This window comes from Pirellulaceae bacterium (assembly GCA_019636385.1).
Taxonomy (GTDB): domain Bacteria; phylum Planctomycetota; class Planctomycetia; order Pirellulales; family Pirellulaceae; genus Aureliella.
Genome location: JAHBXT010000007.1, coordinates 141,769 through 161,030 on the forward strand (window position 1 = coordinate 141,769; position 19,262 = coordinate 161,030).

The 19,262-nt window shown below is 54.1% G+C and carries 13 protein-coding genes; 5 read left to right on the plus strand and 8 right to left on the minus strand.

Annotation, left to right across the window (positions count from 1 at the left end; genetic code table 11):
- Positions 1-264 precede the first annotated feature (264 nt).
- The 3 genes from KF752_20485 to KF752_20495 are packed head-to-tail and all read left to right on the plus strand — an operon-like array spanning position 265 to position 5,858.
- On the plus strand, positions 265-1,776 hold the full coding sequence (locus tag KF752_20485) for a DUF3375 domain-containing protein (GenBank protein MBX3423942.1): 1,512 nt from the start codon (positions 265-267) through the stop codon (positions 1,774-1,776).
- Positions 1,773-2,498 (plus strand): DUF4194 domain-containing protein, encoded by a 726-nt coding sequence (locus tag KF752_20490; GenBank protein ID MBX3423943.1) that lies wholly within the window; start codon positions 1,773-1,775, stop codon positions 2,496-2,498. Before KF752_20485 ends, KF752_20490 begins: the two co-directional genes overlap by 4 nt.
- A 3-nt stretch (positions 2,499-2,501) precedes the next feature.
- The gene (locus KF752_20495; GenBank protein MBX3423944.1) at positions 2,502-5,858 is read left to right on the plus strand and encodes a hypothetical protein; all 3,357 of its coding nucleotides are present in this window, start codon (positions 2,502-2,504) and stop codon (positions 5,856-5,858) included.
- Between the two features lie 384 nt (positions 5,859-6,242).
- On the opposite strand, the gene KF752_20500 is transcribed toward KF752_20495, so the two are convergent.
- Positions 6,243-6,911 carry an isochorismatase family protein gene (locus KF752_20500; protein ID MBX3423945.1) on the minus strand — a complete coding sequence of 223 codons (669 nt, stop codon included), beginning with the start codon at positions 6,909-6,911 and terminating at the stop codon, positions 6,243-6,245.
- A 185-nt stretch (positions 6,912-7,096) separates the two neighbouring features.
- Between KF752_20500 and KF752_20505 the strand changes: the two genes are divergently transcribed.
- Together KF752_20505 and KF752_20510 are read left to right on the plus strand one after the other, a co-directional pair.
- Positions 7,097-7,444 (plus strand): helix-turn-helix transcriptional regulator, encoded by a 348-nt coding sequence (locus tag KF752_20505; GenBank protein ID MBX3423946.1) that lies wholly within the window; start codon positions 7,097-7,099, stop codon positions 7,442-7,444.
- A gap of 221 nt (positions 7,445-7,665) precedes the next feature.
- Positions 7,666-8,841 (plus strand): hypothetical protein, encoded by a 1,176-nt coding sequence (locus KF752_20510; protein ID MBX3423947.1) that lies wholly within the window; start codon positions 7,666-7,668, stop codon positions 8,839-8,841.
- 150 nt (positions 8,842-8,991) lie between these two features.
- Here the strand turns inward: KF752_20510 and KF752_20515 are convergent, their stop codons facing one another.
- The 7 genes from KF752_20515 to KF752_20545 form a co-directional block, all read right to left on the minus strand.
- On the minus strand, positions 8,992-10,581 hold the full coding sequence (locus KF752_20515; GenBank protein MBX3423948.1) for a porin: 1,590 nt from the start codon (positions 10,579-10,581) through the stop codon (positions 8,992-8,994).
- A gap of 530 nt (positions 10,582-11,111) precedes the next feature.
- Positions 11,112-12,224: a GTP 3',8-cyclase MoaA gene (gene moaA, locus KF752_20520; protein MBX3423949.1), complete on the minus strand. Its 1,113-nt coding sequence runs from the start codon at positions 12,222-12,224 to the stop codon at positions 11,112-11,114.
- A gap of 8 nt (positions 12,225-12,232) precedes the next feature.
- A complete protein-coding gene (locus KF752_20525; GenBank protein ID MBX3423950.1) occupies positions 12,233-12,712 on the minus strand; it encodes a molybdenum cofactor biosynthesis protein MoaE in 480 nt (159 codons plus the stop codon).
- A 12-nt stretch (positions 12,713-12,724) separates the two neighbouring features.
- Positions 12,725-13,033, minus strand: coding sequence for a MoaD/ThiS family protein (locus KF752_20530; GenBank protein ID MBX3423951.1), 309 nt, complete (start codon positions 13,031-13,033; stop codon positions 12,725-12,727).
- Positions 13,034-13,080: 47 nt separating this feature from the next.
- A complete protein-coding gene (locus tag KF752_20535; protein MBX3423952.1) occupies positions 13,081-16,188 on the minus strand; it encodes an anaerobic glycerol-3-phosphate dehydrogenase subunit C in 3,108 nt (1,035 codons plus the stop codon).
- Positions 16,189-16,199: 11 nt separating this feature from the next.
- Positions 16,200-16,526 carry a hypothetical protein gene (locus tag KF752_20540; protein MBX3423953.1) on the minus strand — a complete coding sequence of 109 codons (327 nt, stop codon included), beginning with the start codon at positions 16,524-16,526 and terminating at the stop codon, positions 16,200-16,202.
- Between the two features lie 179 nt (positions 16,527-16,705).
- A complete protein-coding gene (locus KF752_20545; GenBank protein MBX3423954.1) occupies positions 16,706-18,790 on the minus strand; it encodes a hypothetical protein in 2,085 nt (694 codons plus the stop codon).
- Positions 18,791-19,262: the final 472 nt, after the last annotated feature.

The window sequence follows — 19,262 nt, forward strand, 5'->3', positions numbered from 1 at the left end:
CCGCTTGTTTCTGTAGTACATCGTTGATGTTGCAGAAGGCTTGTTTCGAACATGAAGGCTACATGTTGGAAATGGGACCAAGAACAGCAATGGTTCAGCAGCGAATATTGCAAATCATCATCAAATCCTTAGGTTCAGCGGTCATCGACAAAGCCACGGGACTGATGGGGAGAATGGAAAGCATGAAATCCATTCTTCGCATAGATCGCCTTCCTCCCATCCTTTCTGCGTATTTTGGATTGTTGGCGAACTACAATAGTCGGCATGTCTGCCAGCAGCTATATTTCGTCAATGCGACGCGAAAGTATCCGAGCTTTCTTTGAGGCTTCGCCAACTGCGAAATTATTGCGATCGGATTTCGCGCCATGGGTGATCGACTTTCTGAATCAAACCTTCAAGTCTGGCGAGTCAATCTCGATCGGCCAAACTGAATTGCGTTCGCGTTTGTCGGTTTATCAGGAGGAGCTGCATGAGACCGAGCCGGACCTGCTGACCGGACCACCAGAACGGTATGTGGCTCAGTGGACTGAGGCTGGCTGGCTACAACGGTTTCTTGAGTCAGCCTCAATCGAACCGCAATTCCAGTTGTCACGATTCGCCGAAGCAGCGATCCGGTTCATTGACACAAATGTCACGCACGGTACGAGCTTGGTGGGCACGGAAAGCCGCTTGCGGCTAGTGATCGAGACACTGGAGGACATCGTGCGTGGAGCGTCGGCGGACCCGGATCGGCGTTTGAATTACCTGCGGGAGCAGCGTGCACAAATCGAAGCCGAAATCGAAGCGATCCAGTCGGGCAAGTCGGTTCAGGTTTATCGTCCTTCGCAAATTCGCGATCGCTTTCAAACGGCGGTGAATTTGCTGAAAGACCTACAGTCAGACTTCCGCGCAGTCGAAGAGCGTTTCCAAGGCATTGCTCGCGACGTTCAGCAGCTTCAAGCCTCGGGCAGCGACTCGCGTGGCGGCATCTTGGGATTTGCGCTCGACGCCGAGGACATGCTCAAGACACAGGACGAAGGTATCAGCTTCTACGCCTTCGTGGCTTTCCTGTTCTCCCCGGCTCAGCAAGCTGCATTGGTGAAGACCATTCAAGAGTTACAACAACTCACTGCGCTGCACGATCAATCGGAGTCGATGCAGCGGGTGCGCCGCATGGTTCCGGCTCTACTGGCTGAAGCTGACAAGGTGATGCGAACCACTGCTAGACTCTCAACAACACTTCGGCGATTGCTTGACGCAAGAGCGGCTGCCGATCGGGTGCGATTGGCGAACGTCCTGTGCGATATTCGCCAGGCCGCGCTGCGGCTCGGCCAAGCCGCTGCCGACCCATCGATCCAATTGTCTCCCAGCGCGGAGATCGATCTGAACTGTCCGATGTCGCGGACCTTCTGGTCCCCCGCCCAGGCATTTACCGAACAGGCCGCAATGCAACACGCTATTGACGGCCAGCAAGCACTCAAGATAGCGGCTGCCTTTGCACGCTTGCAACGTCTTGATTTTCGCCAAATGCGTAGCAAAATCCGAGAGTCTATGGTCGATGGCCGAAGCCTAACGCTGGTACAACTGGTCGAGCGACATCCGGTTCAGGCTGGCGTGGTGGAACTATTGGGCTACCTACAAATCGCCCACGACGACGGCCACTCGATCGACTCGACGCACTTCGACCGGATTGTCGTTCACGACCGTCACGAGGCGTCTCCTTTGTCCGTGTCCATTCCACACATCACCTTCACCCCCAAAGCTCGCCACCTAGAGATCGGCAAGAAACCGCGATGACCCCTGCTGCCGGCGTCGAAAAACAATCTGAGTCCAGCGAACGATTGCCAGGCACCATGGAATGGAGCGCTGCGGCGGTGCGCTTGTTACAGGGTGTGGTGTATCACAATGACAACGAAAAGACTTGGGACACATTGCTGCGTTCTACCAGTCCACTGAGCGACTACTTTGCCAAGATTGGGCTGTTGCTGGTCGTGGATGAGGCCGAAGGCATGGCCTACTTGCGACAATTGGACGAAGATGAGATCGCTCCGGAAAGCGACAGCGTACCCCGATTGTTTCGTCGCACGCCGCTGGGCTACGAAGCCAGCTTGCTATGCGTCCTTCTGCGAGACAGGCTGCGACAGTTTGAAGAAGAGGATGTTCAAAACGAGCGTTGCGTGGTCGCTCAACATGATTTGTTGGACCTGTGGAAAGTCTTCTTCAGCAGTCAGCCCGACGAGGTCAAACTGAATCGTTCGCTGCAAGCCTCACTCCGCAAGCTGGAAGAACTGAAATTTGTGCGACAGTTTGAAGATGAGCCACTGAGCTGGGAAATTCGTCGCATCTTGAAGGCCCGCATTCCGCTGAGTGAGCTAGAGAATCTGAAGTCGGTCTTAACAGGCGCTGTCGAGTCCATGACAGATGTTAAGACCCAGGGAACTGTTGAAGGAGAAGTACCGCGCACTGGCGAGCTTAGCTACGATGCGTCGGCCACACTTCCGGAGGCTGAGAGCCAGTAGCGCATGGACTTTGATCCCGATCAACCAATGCCACTACCGGGCTACCGGTTGGCAAAATTTGAAGTCTACAACTGGGGGACATTTGATGGCTCAGTTTATTCGGTGCAACCGCGCGGACAAACGACCCTGCTGATTGGTGAGAACGGTTCCGGCAAGTCGACGCTGGTAGATGCTCTATTGACTCTGTTGGTACGTCCGCAGACTCGCAATTACAACGTGGCGGCTGGGGCTCAAAAGAACGAACGCGACGAACGAACCTACATTCGTGGGGCACATGATCGAACGGTGGGCCAAGATGGTCGCCCCAAAGTCGTCTTTCATCGTCCTGGGCTAGGCCACTACAGCGCACTGTTGGCCTGCTTTGAGAACGCGGGACGGCAGAGCACGTTTACGATTTGCCAGGTGCTGTATTTGGACAGCGACAACAATGTTCAAAAGATTTACGCCTTTGCCAACTCTGAACGCGGGATTGTTCAGGACTTGGGCGATCTATCGTCGACCAGTGGATTGGCCAAGCAGCTCCGCGAGCGAGGTTTCAAAACCACACAAAGCTACAAAGAGTATTTTCTGTGGTTGCAAAAAGCTACCGGCTTCAAAGCCAAAGCGATGGACATTTTTAATCAGACCGTTGCCGTCAAGGATGTCCAACGTCTGGATGTGTTTATTCGCCAGCACATGCTGGAAAAGAAGCTTTGGGACGAGCGCGTCGGACAATTGCTCCGACATTTCAGCGAACTCAGCGACGCTCATCGCATGCTGGTTCGCGTGCGTCAGCAAGATGAACTGTTGCGTCCGATTGTAGCCGAAGGCCAACGTTACCGTAGCAAGTTAGATGAAGTTCAAGTGGCGCGCCGGCTGCTGGAGGCCACCGCACTATACTTTGCTCAGGAACAGGTGCAACTGCTTGAGCCGCTATGCCAGCAGTGGAAGCAACAGATTCAGCATCTAATCGACGACATCCAGCGACTTGGCAATCTCAAAGAGAAGCTTGATCAGGAAATCGCACGGCTTAAAGTTGACATTGAAAACGCCGGAGGCGATCGACTACGTAGCTTGCCCGGACTGATTGAGCAAGAGGAGCAAATTGCGCGAGTCAAGGCTGGCCAGCGTAGGAGATTCGAGGCTCAATTGCAATTGGCCGAAATTGTCACGCGGCTGACATCGCCCGAACAGTTCCACAAGATTCACCGGGAACTGTCAGAACAGCGTCAACAACTGGTTCAACGGCGTGACGAGCAGAGAATAGCTGGTGAAATGATTCAGCGCGAGTTGGGAGGCGTCATTCAGCAGCTTTCAGAGGACCGTCGTGAGCTGGCAGCGCTGGAACGTCGTCGAGGCAATCTGCCTGAATCTTTTATTGTTCTGCGCGAAGCGATGTGTCGCGACTTGAACTTAGCCCCCAGCGACTTGCCGTTTGCCGCCGAGTTAATTGCGGTCAAGGCTTCCGAGCCGGACTGGGAGGCCTCGATCGAACAGGCACTGTACGCGTTCTCCCGCACATTGTTAGTCTCCGGAGATTTCTATTCGCGAGTGGCCGGTTACGTCGATCGCACGCGCCTAGTCGATGGACGCGGACAGGGCCAGCGATTGGTATATCTGAAAATCAGCTCGCGACAGGATGAGGCCGACGCTAGTCACGACACGTCTGGCAAGGCGATGCTGGTCGACAAATTAGAATTCCGCGCTGATCATCAGCTTTCGCGGTGGGTACAGAGCGAGATCAAGCAACGATTCAACTACATCGCCTGCGAGACAATCGAGAGTTTTCAACGTGCCACCGGTGCTGCAATGACGCGCAGTCGGCATCTCAAGACCGCGCAGGCCAGACACGAAAAGGACGATCGGTCGCATCCCGATGATCGCCGAAACTTTGTCTTGGGCTGGGATAACAAAGCCAAGAAGCTGGCTCTGGCCGAGGCAATTCGTAAACTAGAGAGTGACCACGCTACGTTGGCCGAGCGTTCTCAGCGTTTGAACAGGGAGATCGATCGGCTGTCCTCAGCCATCGGCGCACTTGACGAAGCGGCGAAAACGGAAGACTACGACACCATTGACAGCCACAAGCACGATGTCACCGCTGCCAAATATCGGCTGGAGAAACAGAAGCTAGAGGAATCCAACGACACAGTGCGTGAACTCCGCAAGCAGGTCACGCAACTGCAAGCTGAGAGTGTGGGCCATCAAGCGGATCGCGACGCGAGTATTGAGAAAAAAACCAATCTGGAGCGAGAAGCGCGGGGCGGCGAGCATGTCCTAGCCAACGCTCGACAAAAGCTACGCAATGCTGTGGCCGACGGACTGCTCGCATCGGCCACCGAGCAGTTCGAGGAGTTGCGCCAGCTAGTCAATCAGCCATTAACGTTAGACAACTTGGCTAGCTTGCCCGATTCTTTTGAGCGTCAGCAGCGGCAGCGGAAGGAGAAGCTGGAAGGTCAGCTCGCCCCAATCGAACGCGAAGTCACTAGCGCCATGGTCAAGTATTTGCGCAAATTTCAAGACGAACAAGCTGACCTGGATGCCAACGTCGAATCGCTGTCCAGTTTTGAAGGCCTTCAGCAGCGCATTGCCCTGGATGACTTACCGCAACACGAAGAACGCTTCAAGAGCCGACTAAACGAAAAGGTACTACACGAAATCGGACTGCTCAACGGTGGCCTGGAGACCGATCGGCAGGAAATCCGTGACAAGATCAGCCAGCTCAACGAAGCGCTCAAGTTGTTGCAATGGAAACCAGACACTTACATGCAACTGGAACCGAGCGACGTACAGGATCGTGAAATCTTGGATTTTCGGCGTGAACTAGCAGGCTGCCTGACCGGCACGTTCGATGCAACGCCAGAAGCTAACGAGGCCACCTTCATCCGCATTGAAAAGCTGGTAGAGAAACTACGCGATGAAAACAACACGCGTTGGCGCGAAAAGGCCATCGACGTCCGCAACTGGTTCAACTTCGCGGCCCGTGAGCTAGTGCGGGAGACTGGCGAGTCTCGCAGTTATTACGATGGCGGGGCAGGGCAGTCTGGCGGAGAGAAAGGTAAACTGGCGTTCTTAGTGTTAGTAGCGGCCATTGCTTACCAGTACGACATCGAACCGGATGCCGAGTTGAGCGACCGCTTCCATTTCGTGATGGTCGACGAAATGTTTTCGCGCAGCGACGACCAGCATGCGGAGTACGCCCTGGAACTGTTTGAACGCTTTCGTCTTCAGTTGCTAATTGTGGCTCCACTAGATGCAAAAGCTCGAGTCACCGAGCACTACGTTGGCACCTATCTGCACGTCGTCAAGGACAAGATCACGCACAAGAGCCAGCTTCTATCGATCACCGCTGAAGAATTGAACAGCTCGCTAGAGAACAGCTAGTTGCCTTGCCGGATATGCTGGGTCGCAGCTAGTTGATAGCACACGGGGCGGCCGATTAAAGCATGCGGCGTTCAGAATACATAGGTGGAGAGTGTTGAAATCGAGCAAAAGCGAACCGATCTTCTACCAGGCATCCGAAAGACTATTCGGGTTGAGGTTTTCCATCGATCCGAAACATTTCGGCCAAAGCATCAAGACGAAAGGCACCCCATTGTTCCTGCTTGATAGTCAGGTATTACGTTTTGGATCTCTTCGCGTGCATTCATCACAAACAGGCCGTGGCCGAGCCGTATGCGATCAACCCGGAGCGAAACGATAGCTGCCTGGGCCAGCCATCGAATGTCAATGCAGCAACCAATCGCTTCAACACCTCTTGAGCGCCACTCACCGATACTTGTCTAGTTTTGTCTCTGGACCATCCGTGGCAACTTGCTGTGCCTTGCCGAAACTTTCGATCAAGCACTTGTATTCAGGGCAAACGTGCTCAGACAGTATCTCTGCAAACTTCGAGCCTTCGGCCCGATTCCAAGTGCGCATCAACTCGGCCACGATAGCAAATGTGTCTGTGGGAATAGCACCTGCCTGTGCAACCCGAGCGATTGTGATATCTGTCGCTAGCTTGCTCCAGTTCCCGGAAGCATCGACTACGCAATATGCTTTGTAGCCCGCTTCCACTGCACTGATTGCCGGAAAGGCCATGCAAACACTGGTCAGCGTCCCAGCGATGATGACTGTTTTTCGTCCTGTCTTTTCAATCGCCTCGACGAAAAGTGGATTGTCCCATGCATTGATTTGCCCAGTACGTGGGACATAATGCGCATGGGGAGCAAACTTGTGAATCTCCGGTATCAACGGTCCGTTTGGTCCATCTGGTACCGAAGCCGTTGTGATAACTGGGATCTTTAGCAATGTTGCGGTTTTCGCGAGTGCTACCGCATAATTTCGCAGGTCAGGAACGGGGACATCTCGCACAGTGTTGAACAATCCACTTTGATGATCGATGAGAAGCATCACTGAATCTTCCGGATCGAGCATTCCATTCGTTGCAGTCATTAGATTATCCTTTGCAAATTTTTGGTGCTTCGAGGCGTAACTGGAACCGAATTTCAAACGCTTAGTACCAACTATGCACTAACATATTAGACTTGTATGCTGGTGACGCCCAAGTAGCAAGTATGGGCGGAATAGTTAGTAGTTACTTCTAGGATACTGAAGGCGCGACGATGGCGAAAAAGGTGATGCGAGAAACTGCGACTTGCCCAGTAGAAACAACTCTCAAAATCATTGGAGGACGCTGGAAAGTGCTGATCATTCATTTTCTTATCGACGGCAAGCAGCGTTTCGGAGAACTCGCACGCTCACTTGGAAGCATTTCGGCCCGCACGCTCTCGAAGCAATTACGTGAGCTTGAAGAAGACGGAGTCATAGATCGCCAGGATTTTCGCGAAATTCCGCCAAAGGTCGAGTATGCACTCACGCCTCTCGGCAAGTCACTTGAACCGGTTTTAAGAGCAATGGAATCATGGGGATTGATCGCCGAAAAGAACGCTAAGAGCAAGAAGCGAATTCGGCCAGCCCGTAATTAAGTTGCTATCCTCAAAGGACTTGCTCGAAGATGCCAGTATTGTGAACTGCCATTTGCATGCGACCGACACGGCTCTGGCTCTTTTTTCTGCCCGCGTTTTAGCGGTGAGATGGCAAAGCCAAGTACCACTCGCTGTCTGTGGACTGCTCGCAAAATGCGGCTGCCTCATCAAATTCCCTAAGCTTAGGCGCTCATGCAATTTGACATAAATGGAGCTTAACATTGATCGACCCAGTTGAGCTGCGGGAGAAGGCGACGCGAATCTACGGGCGAGCGATTGACGCTTGGTTGCGGAGCGATGAGAGCTTTTTTCCTTACGCAATTCGCGCCAACACTCAATTAGCTGACGATCACGTCACGGCCATCAAACAGGTTGATGCGCTGCGGCAGCATTCGAAGGAGAGTTTGGGGTTCGGCTACTCGATCTTATGGCAGGAGCGCAAGACTCGCAAACATGGCAGCCAACGACTGCCCGGCGGCTTCTACATTGAATCGCTCAATGACTTGTTGAGTTGGATCGACAAGCAACGGGAGTTTACTAGACTTCGAAAAGTAACTCATGTGATTCGGCACCAGTGTGCACAGCTCGAGCCTTGGTTGTTGCAACATTGGCGTCGCGCGTTGGAGGTTCATCAAGATATCGAAGATCTGTTGTTGGTTGCCAACCATCTGTGCAACTACCCGCGTCCGAATTGTTATCCGCGCGAACTGCCGTTGCCGGTTTCCACCAAATTGATTGAAAGAAATTTCAAGCTGCTGGCCGAGTGGCTGGATATCGTTCTGCCGAATGGTGCCATCGACTACCAGTATGGTAGAGACAACTTTGCTGGACGCTATGGCTTCCGGCAATCGTCGCCGCACTTTTTGATGCGGCTGTTGGATGACTCGTTAAGAAACCAGCTCTGCTTTCCCGGGGTCGAGCTATCTCTGCCGATCGAAACAATAGCTCAATTGCCCGTTTCCGACGTGCGAGTGTTCGTTGTCGAAAACAGAACTAATCTGCTCACGCTACCGTACCTCAGCCGTGCAATTGCCCTGGGGGGCCTGGGTTACAATGTAAGCCAGTTTTTCGATGTCACCTGGCTGGAGAAGAATATCGTTTACTACTGGGGTGACATCGATGTCGATGGATTCTGTATTTTATCCAGCTTGCGGCAGCGGTTTCCGTTAGTCAAAAGTCTAATGATGGACGCTGCTACGCTCAATCAATTCCGCTGCCTAATCGGACCGGGAAACCAAGCCAGCCCCGAGCCGCCAAAACATCTTGAGTCACATGAATTGGAGGCGTTCCAACTATGCCGCGATAATAACTGGCGATTAGAGCAGGAGCACGTTCCGCAATCGTACGTCAACTCACAGGTTGGCGAGATTGGGATTTTGCATCGCGTAAACAATTAGAATCTGAGCAAGAGCCGCTTGCGCGGATCGTTGGTTGCCTGAATGTCAAGGCGAGCGGCAGTTGCAAATCTACCGCAGCCATCGTCGCCAGACGGTGGTCTAGCTTGCGATCCACCGTCTGGCGACGGCAGCTACATTTCGGTCGCTGGTTTAAAAATCCAGTTGGCAGCGAACGCCGAAGGCACTGGCTTGTGATGCCATGAGGGCGTTAGACTGGATAACCCCGTTGCGGATGGGCCGCGCTTCGGCCCAAGAGTGAATGTAGTTGAATACGCATTTGCAGTAGGGATTCACATACCAATTCAATCCAGCAGTCATATTCTGCATGAGCCCGCCGGTAATTCCTCGATTGTTCAAGTCCAAATAGGACCAGCGTGCGGCCAGCTCCCAGGCTCCACAACCTCCGCATCGAGAGACGCTATTTCGCGGCAACACACGGTCGATAGCTCCGGCTTTGCGATCGTATGGGCGATGTTCGCCGGTCAAGAACCAACCGACTTGCGAGTAGGCACCGTTAAAAAACGCATCTCCGCTGGCGGCAGTATTCACAAAGCAGCCCATTGCCTCGGATTGCCATGACAACGGTCCACGTACCCACAACGACTCAATGCCCAGTGTCTGCGTCAACTCGATATTGGTCAATGTGCCGGTATCCACAAAGAACGGGGTGCCATTGGCAACATCGGGTACCGGTTGGCCGCTGGTGCCTATTGGACTTACTGAAGGTACAACAAACTCGCCGACGAAGATTTCCGGGATACTCCGAAATCGAACCCGGTCGTTGGGCGGTGAATTCAGAACATATGCCGTTCCCAAATGCAAATAATCGGCTCCTTGAGAACCGTGCCACAGCAAGTGCGTCAGCCGAGTCGCCATGCCGTTGCCACCGTTGGAGCTGAGCGATCCGCCAAACTGGTCCTGGCCAGTGCGAAAGTAGGATGTCGCCCAGGTCCAGTTCAAGTCCTGAGAGTGGTCATAGAACCCGACGCCGATATGCCGGAAAGGTACGAAGGCTTGAAAGGTCGAGGAGCGTTCCATGAATGTTGTGTAGCGGAAGCTGCTTACGGTCTCTAAGCCGAAGGGTTGCTTCCACTGGCCAACGCGCACTGTACCCAGCGGTCCCGCATCCTTGAAATCCGCCCATACATCGGTAAACGTTGGCCGGCCAAAGAATCCAAAATCCATTTGCAAGAAGTAGTCCATGCGATCTGAGACAGCGCCCTTGGCGCTCAGTCGAGCGCGACGAAAGTCTGCGCCGTTCTCAATGCGCCCGTACGTCAACCGACTAGCGTCATCCTGGTCAAACGACACCGCGTCAGCTTGAAACACGCCATTAATTGTGATGTTGGGCAGCTTTTTATTGTCCGCCTCGGCTTTAGACTTGGCGTCGGCCAGTTTTTTTAATTCGCCTTGCGTCTCGGCGTGCAGCCTTTCCAACGCTTTGACGCGACTGTCTATATCCTGAACCGTGCCTGAATCCTCCGTACCTGTTGCCAGTTTCGATACCAAATTTGTCTGCTGGTCAATTGCTGCGGGAAAATCTACGGACAGCTGTGTATCGGGAACGGAAAACACAAGTTGGCCGGACGCTAATTGTCCGCTTAACAGGCAGAGCAGTAGGGCAACCACTGCGCGGTAAAATGTGAGCATATTGGCAAGTCCCGCACACGTCCTATTGCAATTGGCATCAGCAAATACGATATGCTTGCCTTGCGCTTCGATGTCTGCTAAGAGTCTCAACAAACTGAAGCTCTAGGTCGGATCGGAATCCGTCGCGCCCTTAAATCAGTACATTCGGTTCAGCCGCTTCATTCTTCGCAGCTTGCTGCATCGCGATCACGCTCTGCCGCACTACCTGGAACCGTGCGTTCCTCAGTGGGCAAGAACCTGTTAGTGCTATCATTGGATGAACCGAATCGGCCTAATTGAATGGATTCGTCCCAGAGGGACAAGTACCCACTTCGTCCCTACGGGACGATTGTTGTCCTGCACGTGGCACACTTGCGACTACCAATATTCTGTCCCTACAGGACTATTCTTCGGTAGCTGTTTGTAACCCCAAGGACTTATCCTCGCTTCCAATCGAAAGAGACGATGGTTGTAGATAGCAACGAGGCGAAAACTGGCAGCTTCGTTTTGCGAAAAAGAAGGCGAAAAAGAAGGATTGTGCACAGAGGCAAGCGGCCGTTGAGAATAGACCGTGACTGTCTTTGCCAGACGTTGGGTCTCTAGCAAGTTTACCGTCTGGCGACGCTAGTTCGGCCGCTCGCCTAGCCGCCAATCTGATACATCGCCCGCTCTGGGGGATGAAAGTCGAGGTCATGAACTCCGTGAGCTGCGGCTTTAGCGGCGACGCAGTCTCGAATAATCTGAACGACTTGCTGCTGAGCTGCGCTGTATGCTAGTGGCAACGACGAAGCAGCGGCAGAAGTGTTGGTATGCTCGAACTGCGCGGAATTCCATTGTTGCGACAAATGCGCTAGCTCTAGCAGTTGCGGCGCAACGTCCCATTCTTGCTTGCCAAATAGACAGTTGCGAATCTTGCCATCGGAGGTGATGCGCAGCCGATCACAATTACCGCAAAAGGGTCGGGTTACGGAGTCGATAAAGCCGACTGCGGTACCATCGCAGAACACATAATCGGTAGAAGGCTGAGCGCTGTCAGGTCGCGGCTTGATTGTCAACGGTCCAAAATGCCGCACCAACCGCTGGCGCAGTTCGTCGCCGGAGACCATGCGCTGCTGACTCCACGCGCGCTGACCATCTAACGGCATGAATTCTATGAAGCGAATCACCACACCGCGCTGTCTGGCAAACGACACCAAGTCGACCACATCATCTAAATTAACATCGCGAAGCACGAGCGCGTTCAATCGCAGCTCGACGCCGGGCTGGGCGAGTACCGCTTCGATGCCTTCCAGTACACGGTGCAATCCGGCTCGGCGGCTGAGTCGTTGAAACGACTCTTCGGACAGCGTATCCAGGCTGATGTTGACACGAGATAGACCGGCACTCACCAACTGCGGCAATTGCTCAGCCAAAAACATGCCGTTGGTCGTCAAAGCCACTTCCTGCACGCCGCGAATAGGTACCAGCAGCTCGATCAACTTATACAGATCGGGACGCATCAATGGTTCGCCACCGGTCAGCCGATAGTGAGTCACACCCAGCGAAGCAGTCACACGCACGAATTCAGCCAGCTGACCAAAGGACAAATGTCGCTCGCTGGGCATGAACGGAACCTTGCCATCCGGCATGCAGTATTGACAGCGGATGTTACAGACGTCGGTTACGCTGACGCGCAACGATCGGTGTGCGCGCTGGAACCGATCTACCAATGGCAATTCGCGTTGCACATCATCTCGTATGCGCTCGGGGGTCATGGAACTGATCATTTCGAACTGTTTGCATTTTGGGCAGGATGTACCCACCGGGACGGACCGTCTACATAATGTTCCTGCTTCCAGATCGGCACATCGAGTTTAATTGAGTCGATCAACCACTGGGCGGCCTGAAATGCGGCCTGGCGGTGGGGACTACTGACGGCGATGACCACGCTGGCCTCCTGAGGCAGGACCTTACCTAGGCGATGCACGATGGCGACGCCTCGTAACGGCCAGCGTTGCCGGGCCTGGTGGACCAAGCGCTCCAATTGAGCCAGTGCCATTTCCGAGTAAGCTTCGTAGAATAGAAACTCGGTCTCAAGTCGCCCTTCTGCAGTCGGATCAGAAGTACCGCTTTGCCTGAAGTCTGCCGCTGCGGTCCAGCGCCGTGTCGTACCCACAAATAGAACCTCACCACCGGCTTCATCGTGGGCCACATGTTGCAGCACACGCTGCGAATCGATGGGGGAATTGGTTAGTTCAATCATGTGACTCAACCATTAGCCACCGCTGACGGGCGGGATGAGCGCGACGGTTTGTTCTGACTGGACTGGATACTGAGCGCTCACGAATTCATTTCCCACCGCCCAGCGCGACTGCTGGACAATACCGCGCAGTTGGGGAAACTCATTGCACAATTGACGACCTATCTGATCGATATCTGTGATGGAAGCTTCCGGCCTACAGAGCGCACGCAGCTGAACGCTACTCGTACCCGCCAACTGGGCAGCCGCCGCAAACAGTCGCACTTGCACGGTTATTGTTGGATTGGACGCCTGCGACTGGGCAGCGAGATCAACAGCGCTCATGCGACAAGCCTCGTCCGACGGCCGAAATAATCAAAACTTAGTGGCTGCTAGTTTACTCTCATGCCATCGTTTCGAGAAGTGAACCAAGCAGCCAACTGCGGCATACTGCCATACGAATAGGCTAACAAAGCCACTGGATGCACCGTTGGCTTGCTGGTGGCTAGCTCCATTTGCATTTTGCAGGCCACACATTCGGTCGAGCCCAACTGGGCAGTGGTTTCTCTCATGCGACTGATCAGATTCCACCCAACGCGAATACTGGTTCGAAAATTCTTGCGTTGTAGCCCGAAGGTACCGGCCATACCGCTGCAGCCAGCATCGGCCTGGTCAATTTGCAAACCGGGAATGAGTTGCATCAGCCGCAGCGCGGGTTGATGAGGATACAGCGCACGAGCATGGCAAGGCTCATGGTAGATAATCGACAAATTGACGGGACGCAGATCCAATTCCAATTCATTGCGCTGATGCATGGCCCACAAATAGGCGGACGCTTCGTAACAGTTTTCGGCAATCAATTGCGTATCTTCGCTATCCTGCAAGTAACGATATTCTTGCTGGAAGCAAAGAGCTGCTGTCGGTTCGAGCGTCACGATGTCATAACCCATGCGCACACCCTCAGCCAGAATCTTGATGTTGTTCTTGATGTGCTTGCGAGCGCGCTGCACATCACCGGACGAGATCATGGCCATAAACGAGGGCGACTGACTGGTAGGCACGTACACATTCACATTCTGATGCCGCATGACCTCAACTAAGGCGCGTCCCAAAAGCGGATTGTGCCAGTTAGCATATTGATCGACAAAGAATAGTACCTTGCGACCACTAGCGCGATCGGGCCGATTCAGTTTTTCTCGCGCTGCCCAACTGAGAAATGTCTTGCGCGCCACCTTGGGCAGTTTGCGTGCCTGAGCGACACCAAATGTCTTTTCCAGCAGCCAGCGCATGAGCGGACTGCCAATGGCCCAATTGGCAGTCCTCGGAAAGCGGCTGCCGATTGCTGAAATGAGATCGGTACGATTGATCATTCGGTCTTTGAGAGTCAAACCATGACTGGCGACATGCTGTGCCTTGGCTTCTTGAACGAGCTTAGGAATATTTACATTGGCAGGACATTCCGTGCGACACTGATGACAGTTGAAGCACAGGTCGCTGATATTTTTTAACTCCTCGCTCTCCAGCAATTCTGCATCCAACGTGCCGGTTAAAATTCCTCGCATTAAATTCGCTTTGGCGCGCGGCGAGGCCTCTTCGCCTTTGTGCACTCGAAACATGGGGCACATGCGTTCCGAAGCAGCACTCGTCCGACAACGGCCACAGCCATTGCAACTGCGGGATGTATAGGCCAGTGATTCCTGCTGGTTCCAGTGGAGCAGGACCGGTAACTCAACTCGCTCAATCGCCATGTGATCACCGTCGACCACCGGCAATCTGTCCTCCCACGGCAGTTTGGCCATATCTGCCGGCGACAACTGTTCGGCCACATGCTGTTCCGACCCCAGCAGGGCTTCCGCAGCATCCAAAGAGTTTCCAAGGGGTGACAATTCCTTGCCGGCTTCAATGGCGGGTGATTGGTAGTGGTGACTGGGCACTGGCCGCAGGTGTTCCGTGACTTTTGGCGGAGTCGGACTGAGGAACTTTCCAGGATTTAGAATTCCGTGCGGATCGAACAACTGTCGCAGGCGTCGGAACAGTTCCAGTCGCGGCCCAAGCTGCTTTTCTGCCCAGGCTGCCCGACTGAGGCCCATGGCATGCTGCCCACAGACTACGCCCTCGAACTCAAACACTTTGGCATATAGCGCCTCACACAGTCGACTAAGTCGCAGCTGATGTTGCTTATCAGCCAGATCGAAGAAGGGCCGTACGTCGACATGCCCGTGCAAAGCGTGTGCGAATAGCGTCGATGTAACTCGCTCGGTCTTGAAAATGTTCTGAACTTCAACGAGGAATTCGGGCAATCGCCTGGGCGGAATCAAGATGTCGTCCAACAGCGGTAGCGGCCGCAAATTGCCTTTGAGTCGGTACAGTCGAGGAATCACTCGTCGAGCCAATCGCCACAACATGCCACGTTCGATCGGATCGGTGGTCAGTCGATGCGAAACAATCGGCCTTCCACCATGCTGCATGCCCTGCAGTATTCGCGTCAATTGACTGCGGACCCAAGCCGGATCGTCGCCCTGCATTTCGACCAGCAACATTGCTTCGGCACCGCGTGGAACGATAGCAGCATAAACCTGTTCGGACTCGCGAGCAATTTCCAGCAAGCGCCGATCCATCAAATCACAGGCGCTGAGCTGTTCTTTCTGCAGCTCCACGGCGGCTTTGGCAGCCTGCTCTAAACGAGCAAAGAACAGCAACATCAGACCACGAACGTGCGGGATGGGTTCGAGTCGTAAGGTGGCCTCGGTAATCAACCCCAGCGTTCCCTCGGAACCTGCAATCAATCTGGCCAAATTGACTCGATCGCCATCCAGTACCTTTTCGATACGATACCCGCAACCACGGGCTACCTCACCCCAGGGTGGGCGCATGATGAGCGCCGCGTTTTGCTGAAGCATCAAACCGACTTGCTGGGCCAGTTCCCCCTGTCGTGTCGGCGCGGCCTGTTCCGCGATCCACTCGTGCTGAGCAAGTTCCAATACTTCACCATTGGAAAGCACGACTTGTAAACTTTGGACACTGTCGCCGGTCGAGCCATATCGTGGAGAATGGCTGCCGGCAGCGTCCACGGCAATCATACTGCCAATCGCGGAAACACTGCGCGTGACCGGATCTGGACCAAACAACATCCCAAAGCGTTGCAAATGCCGATTGAGGTCAGCTTGAACCACACCGCTCTGTACTCGGACATAGTTCTGCTGAGGTGCATGGATGCGTCGCAAATAGCGTGAGAAATCGACGATAATGCCGCGTCCCAGTGACTGCCCTGCTAGCCCGCTGCCTCCCCCGCGCGGAAACACTGGAATTTCGCGCTCCGAGCAATACTTTAGTAGTTCGGAAACATCGTTCACGCTACGCGGGCGAACCACGCCCAACGGTTGAATCTCGTGAATACTGGCATCGCTGGCATACAACTGCTGAAAAATCGGCGCGAAGTGTACGTCGCCGGTCAAGATTCCACGCAAATCGGCTTGCAGTCGCGACCCATCCAGCTCCATCAATCGCCTCGCTACTCGCCCAGCTCACCTAGCTGCGACAACAAGTCACTCATTTCTGCAGCCGCATGCAAATCGCCGACTTGTCGCGCGATGTCAATTCCATCGCGCAACCAAGCTCGTGCGTGGCTGATCTCATTGTGCCCGATCAACATTTGGGCCGCGCGAAAATACGACGGTACGTGCGGTGGCTGCTCATGAGCCAACTGACTGTGAATGTCCAAAGCCTGCTGGAACTCACCGGCCTTATCTAGCTCCATCGCCAATGCATACCGCAAAAACACATCCTGCGGTTCAGCCTCCAGCATGGTCAATATTTTTTCGCGGCGTGATTCTGGCATGTGCAATCATTGTACTTTGCAAATGGACGGATTGTGGGTTCGGGCAAGTCGACCTAAGTATCATAACCGCCCAGGCTGAGAAGGCACTACCGCAACTGCGCGCGTGATGCCTGCAAATAGCTGATTAGCGGCGAAAACCAGCAGTGCGAGGCACATTTGAAGAATCAGCCTATGGCTTACTAGCGAACCAGGGGCACTACATCAGCCGAGCGCGCAGTTCGGCGGATGGCCTCCAAGAATTGAGTCGTCTCTTCTTGGACCAGTTGCACGCCAGCATCGTCTGTTTTCACCTCTGCGCGGAACCGGTGCATGCCTGGAGCTGATGCCAATGCAATAATCTTCAGCGTCACGGTTTCGCCAGGTTTGATCTGAACAATAGGCTCAAAACGAACTTGACCAGGCATGAGCTGATGGCGATGCCCCTCGGCGCGTACCGGTTCAATATCGTTGGAGAACAGTCCAGCCACCAATACCTGTTGGACAGTCTTGGACCCACGATTGGCCAAAGCAAGTTCGTATACAACTTCGCTGCCCACAGATGCCGGACCACTCGGATCGCTGACCATAAGTTTCAAATCGGTAACCGCCTTGACTTGCGTGACTGCATCGCTGCGCACCGCACTACCTGTGCTAGTAGAGCAGTCGGCCGTTACGTGATTGTCGCCCTCCCTCGCCAACGCGACTTGAAACTGAATTTCCTGCGAACCGCCAGGAGACAACTGGTCGAGGTTCCACACGAGAATGCCCGACTGGTTGACCAAGTCGGGTGGTGCATTCAGCAAGCGAGCGTCAGATGGCAGATGGATTCGCGTGCACACTGCTCGGGCTACCGCGTCTCCATGATTGCTCAGTCGTACCTCATAGGTCGATGCCGATCCGTAATACGCCAATTCGGGTGCATCCAGTTGAATATCCAATCGCGACTGGCGAACATGCACTCCGGTTTCCGTACGAGTCGCCAAGCCGCCGCGAGCCCTGGCATCGGCAGTAATATTCATTTTACCAGGTTGTTTAAAAACCAATTCGACGTCAATCGCCTCGGACCCACCGGCGGTAACTGTACCCACATCCAGCGAGCTAGAGCCAAACTCTTGCGCCGCGAGCGTCACCACGACATCATGCGCATCTGCTGTCCCACGATTAAGAACTTGTAGTCGGTATGTATTGGCTTCGGCGTAGTTAACCTCGCCGGGTCCCTGCAATTGCAATTCCAGGGCCGGCGAAATGACTTCGATGGGCGTTCGTCCTTCTAATGGTTGAAAAGTCCATTCGAGCCCCACAGAAAAGTCGATACCAGTTTGAGCCGCGATTTGCAGGGGAACTGCAACTTGTTCGCCCGGTCCCATTGTGTCGAACATACAGGTTACCAGCGTTGCGCCGTCGGCCAATTGTTCGGCGGTAATCCGGTTCTGATGGTTGGTAGGAGGTTGCAATTGGACGCCTCTGGGAACATCCAAGCGCACGATTAGACCCGGTACTTGCATCTGACTTTCATTGACGACCTCTAGAAAGTACTGCTGCGCCGATCCGACTTCAACGACGTTCGGTCCGCGTAGCGCAACATGAACGTTCGGTGCCTGCACTGCCAAGCGCCTCTCAGCAACCTTTGGCGGTCCGCGCCGAGTGTCAGATTGAGCACTCGAGGGACGTAGGTTCGACTGCAACTTCGGTGCGGCGAATGGAGGCGCAGAGCCTGCCTCACTGCTGCCAGCTTCCGATGTCATCTTTTCGACCAATGGAAGGCTTTGTTGAATGCTTGGCGGGTCGCTGCTGATGCCCATGCCGGTGTCTTCACCACTCTCACCGGTGTCGCCATGAACCGGAAGTGGCGGCAATGAGCTAACTCGCTGAGGTTGACTTAGTGGCTGGGGCAGTGACTGGCTAGCAGTCGGTGCTGGCTCAGCGATGCTGCGTCGCACAGGTACCCGTGAGACCTTAGGAGATTGAAGTGCGGGCGTAGTTGGCGCACCCTGCACTTGATTGTGTTGAATCGTTGCATTCTGCGCCTGGCTATCAACCAATTCGGCCTGGATCGTCGAAATGGAATTTTCCGGCGCTGGCTGAACAGTAAAATCAGCTCGCAACTTGTAAGGTGATCCCGTCGAGTAGTCTCGATCTGATTCAGGCGAGCGCAGGGCGGCTGGCAATGTGCGAGTCGGTCCGGCGTCCGAACGGGACGGGCTGCGCACCATCTTGACTGCTGCCGGAATGCTTGTGGATGTAGTTTGACGGGATTCCGACTGGCCGTAGATTTTGGTGGCCAATGGCCCTGCAACCTGAAGACTCAAAGCGCAACACAGCGCAGACCGGATCCAACTAATCTTCACTCTACGTAGTAATTGATGTCTGCTGCAATTCATTCCAATTCACTCCCGTAACGCTGATTTGCTCGGCACCACGCATTGCCCCGTTACGTCGGTCACCTACGGCATGCTCCCGTAGAGAACGGAGCGCTCCAGCTCAGGTAATCGACCGTCTCAACCTCTATCGACCAAGTTAAGCTGTAACGATTAGCCAATCTTTTCGGCTTGAGTTCATTTCTGGAGCCAGTGGAAACAAATGATGGTCGCTTCGGTACTTCTGCTGTCGAATTGCAACCCGTTGTTGCATTTTGCAACGTTCAGCGGATGATTGCTGTGGCCGACGGACATTCGCTTGATTCGTGTTAGTCACGCCGCCGGGGCAATAAAGGCATAGGATTTGCAACGATTAGCATCTGCCTGGCTTGCCGATCTC

What these genes read in the sequence shown, in the direction of transcription:
- KF752_20485 (MBX3423942.1), top strand. Translation starts at nt 265, where the DNA reads ATGTCTGCCAGCAGCTATATTTCGTCAATGCGACGCGAAAGTATCCGA.
- KF752_20490 (MBX3423943.1), top strand. Translation starts at nt 1,773, where the DNA reads ATGACCCCTGCTGCCGGCGTCGAAAAACAATCTGAGTCCAGCGAACGA.
- KF752_20495 (MBX3423944.1), top strand. Translation starts at nt 2,502, where the DNA reads ATGGACTTTGATCCCGATCAACCAATGCCACTACCGGGCTACCGGTTG.
- KF752_20500 (MBX3423945.1), bottom strand. Translation starts at nt 6,911, where the DNA reads ATGACTGCAACGAATGGAATGCTCGATCCGGAAGATTCAGTGATGCTT.
- KF752_20505 (MBX3423946.1), top strand. Translation starts at nt 7,097, where the DNA reads ATGCGAGAAACTGCGACTTGCCCAGTAGAAACAACTCTCAAAATCATT.
- moaA (MBX3423949.1), bottom strand. Translation starts at nt 12,224, where the DNA reads ATGACCCCCGAGCGCATACGAGATGATGTGCAACGCGAATTGCCATTG.
- KF752_20525 (MBX3423950.1), bottom strand. Translation starts at nt 12,712, where the DNA reads ATGATTGAACTAACCAATTCCCCCATCGATTCGCAGCGTGTGCTGCAA.
- KF752_20530 (MBX3423951.1), bottom strand. Translation starts at nt 13,033, where the DNA reads ATGAGCGCTGTTGATCTCGCTGCCCAGTCGCAGGCGTCCAATCCAACA.
- KF752_20535 (MBX3423952.1), bottom strand. Translation starts at nt 16,188, where the DNA reads ATGGAGCTGGATGGGTCGCGACTGCAAGCCGATTTGCGTGGAATCTTG.
- KF752_20540 (MBX3423953.1), bottom strand. Translation starts at nt 16,526, where the DNA reads ATGCCAGAATCACGCCGCGAAAAAATATTGACCATGCTGGAGGCTGAA.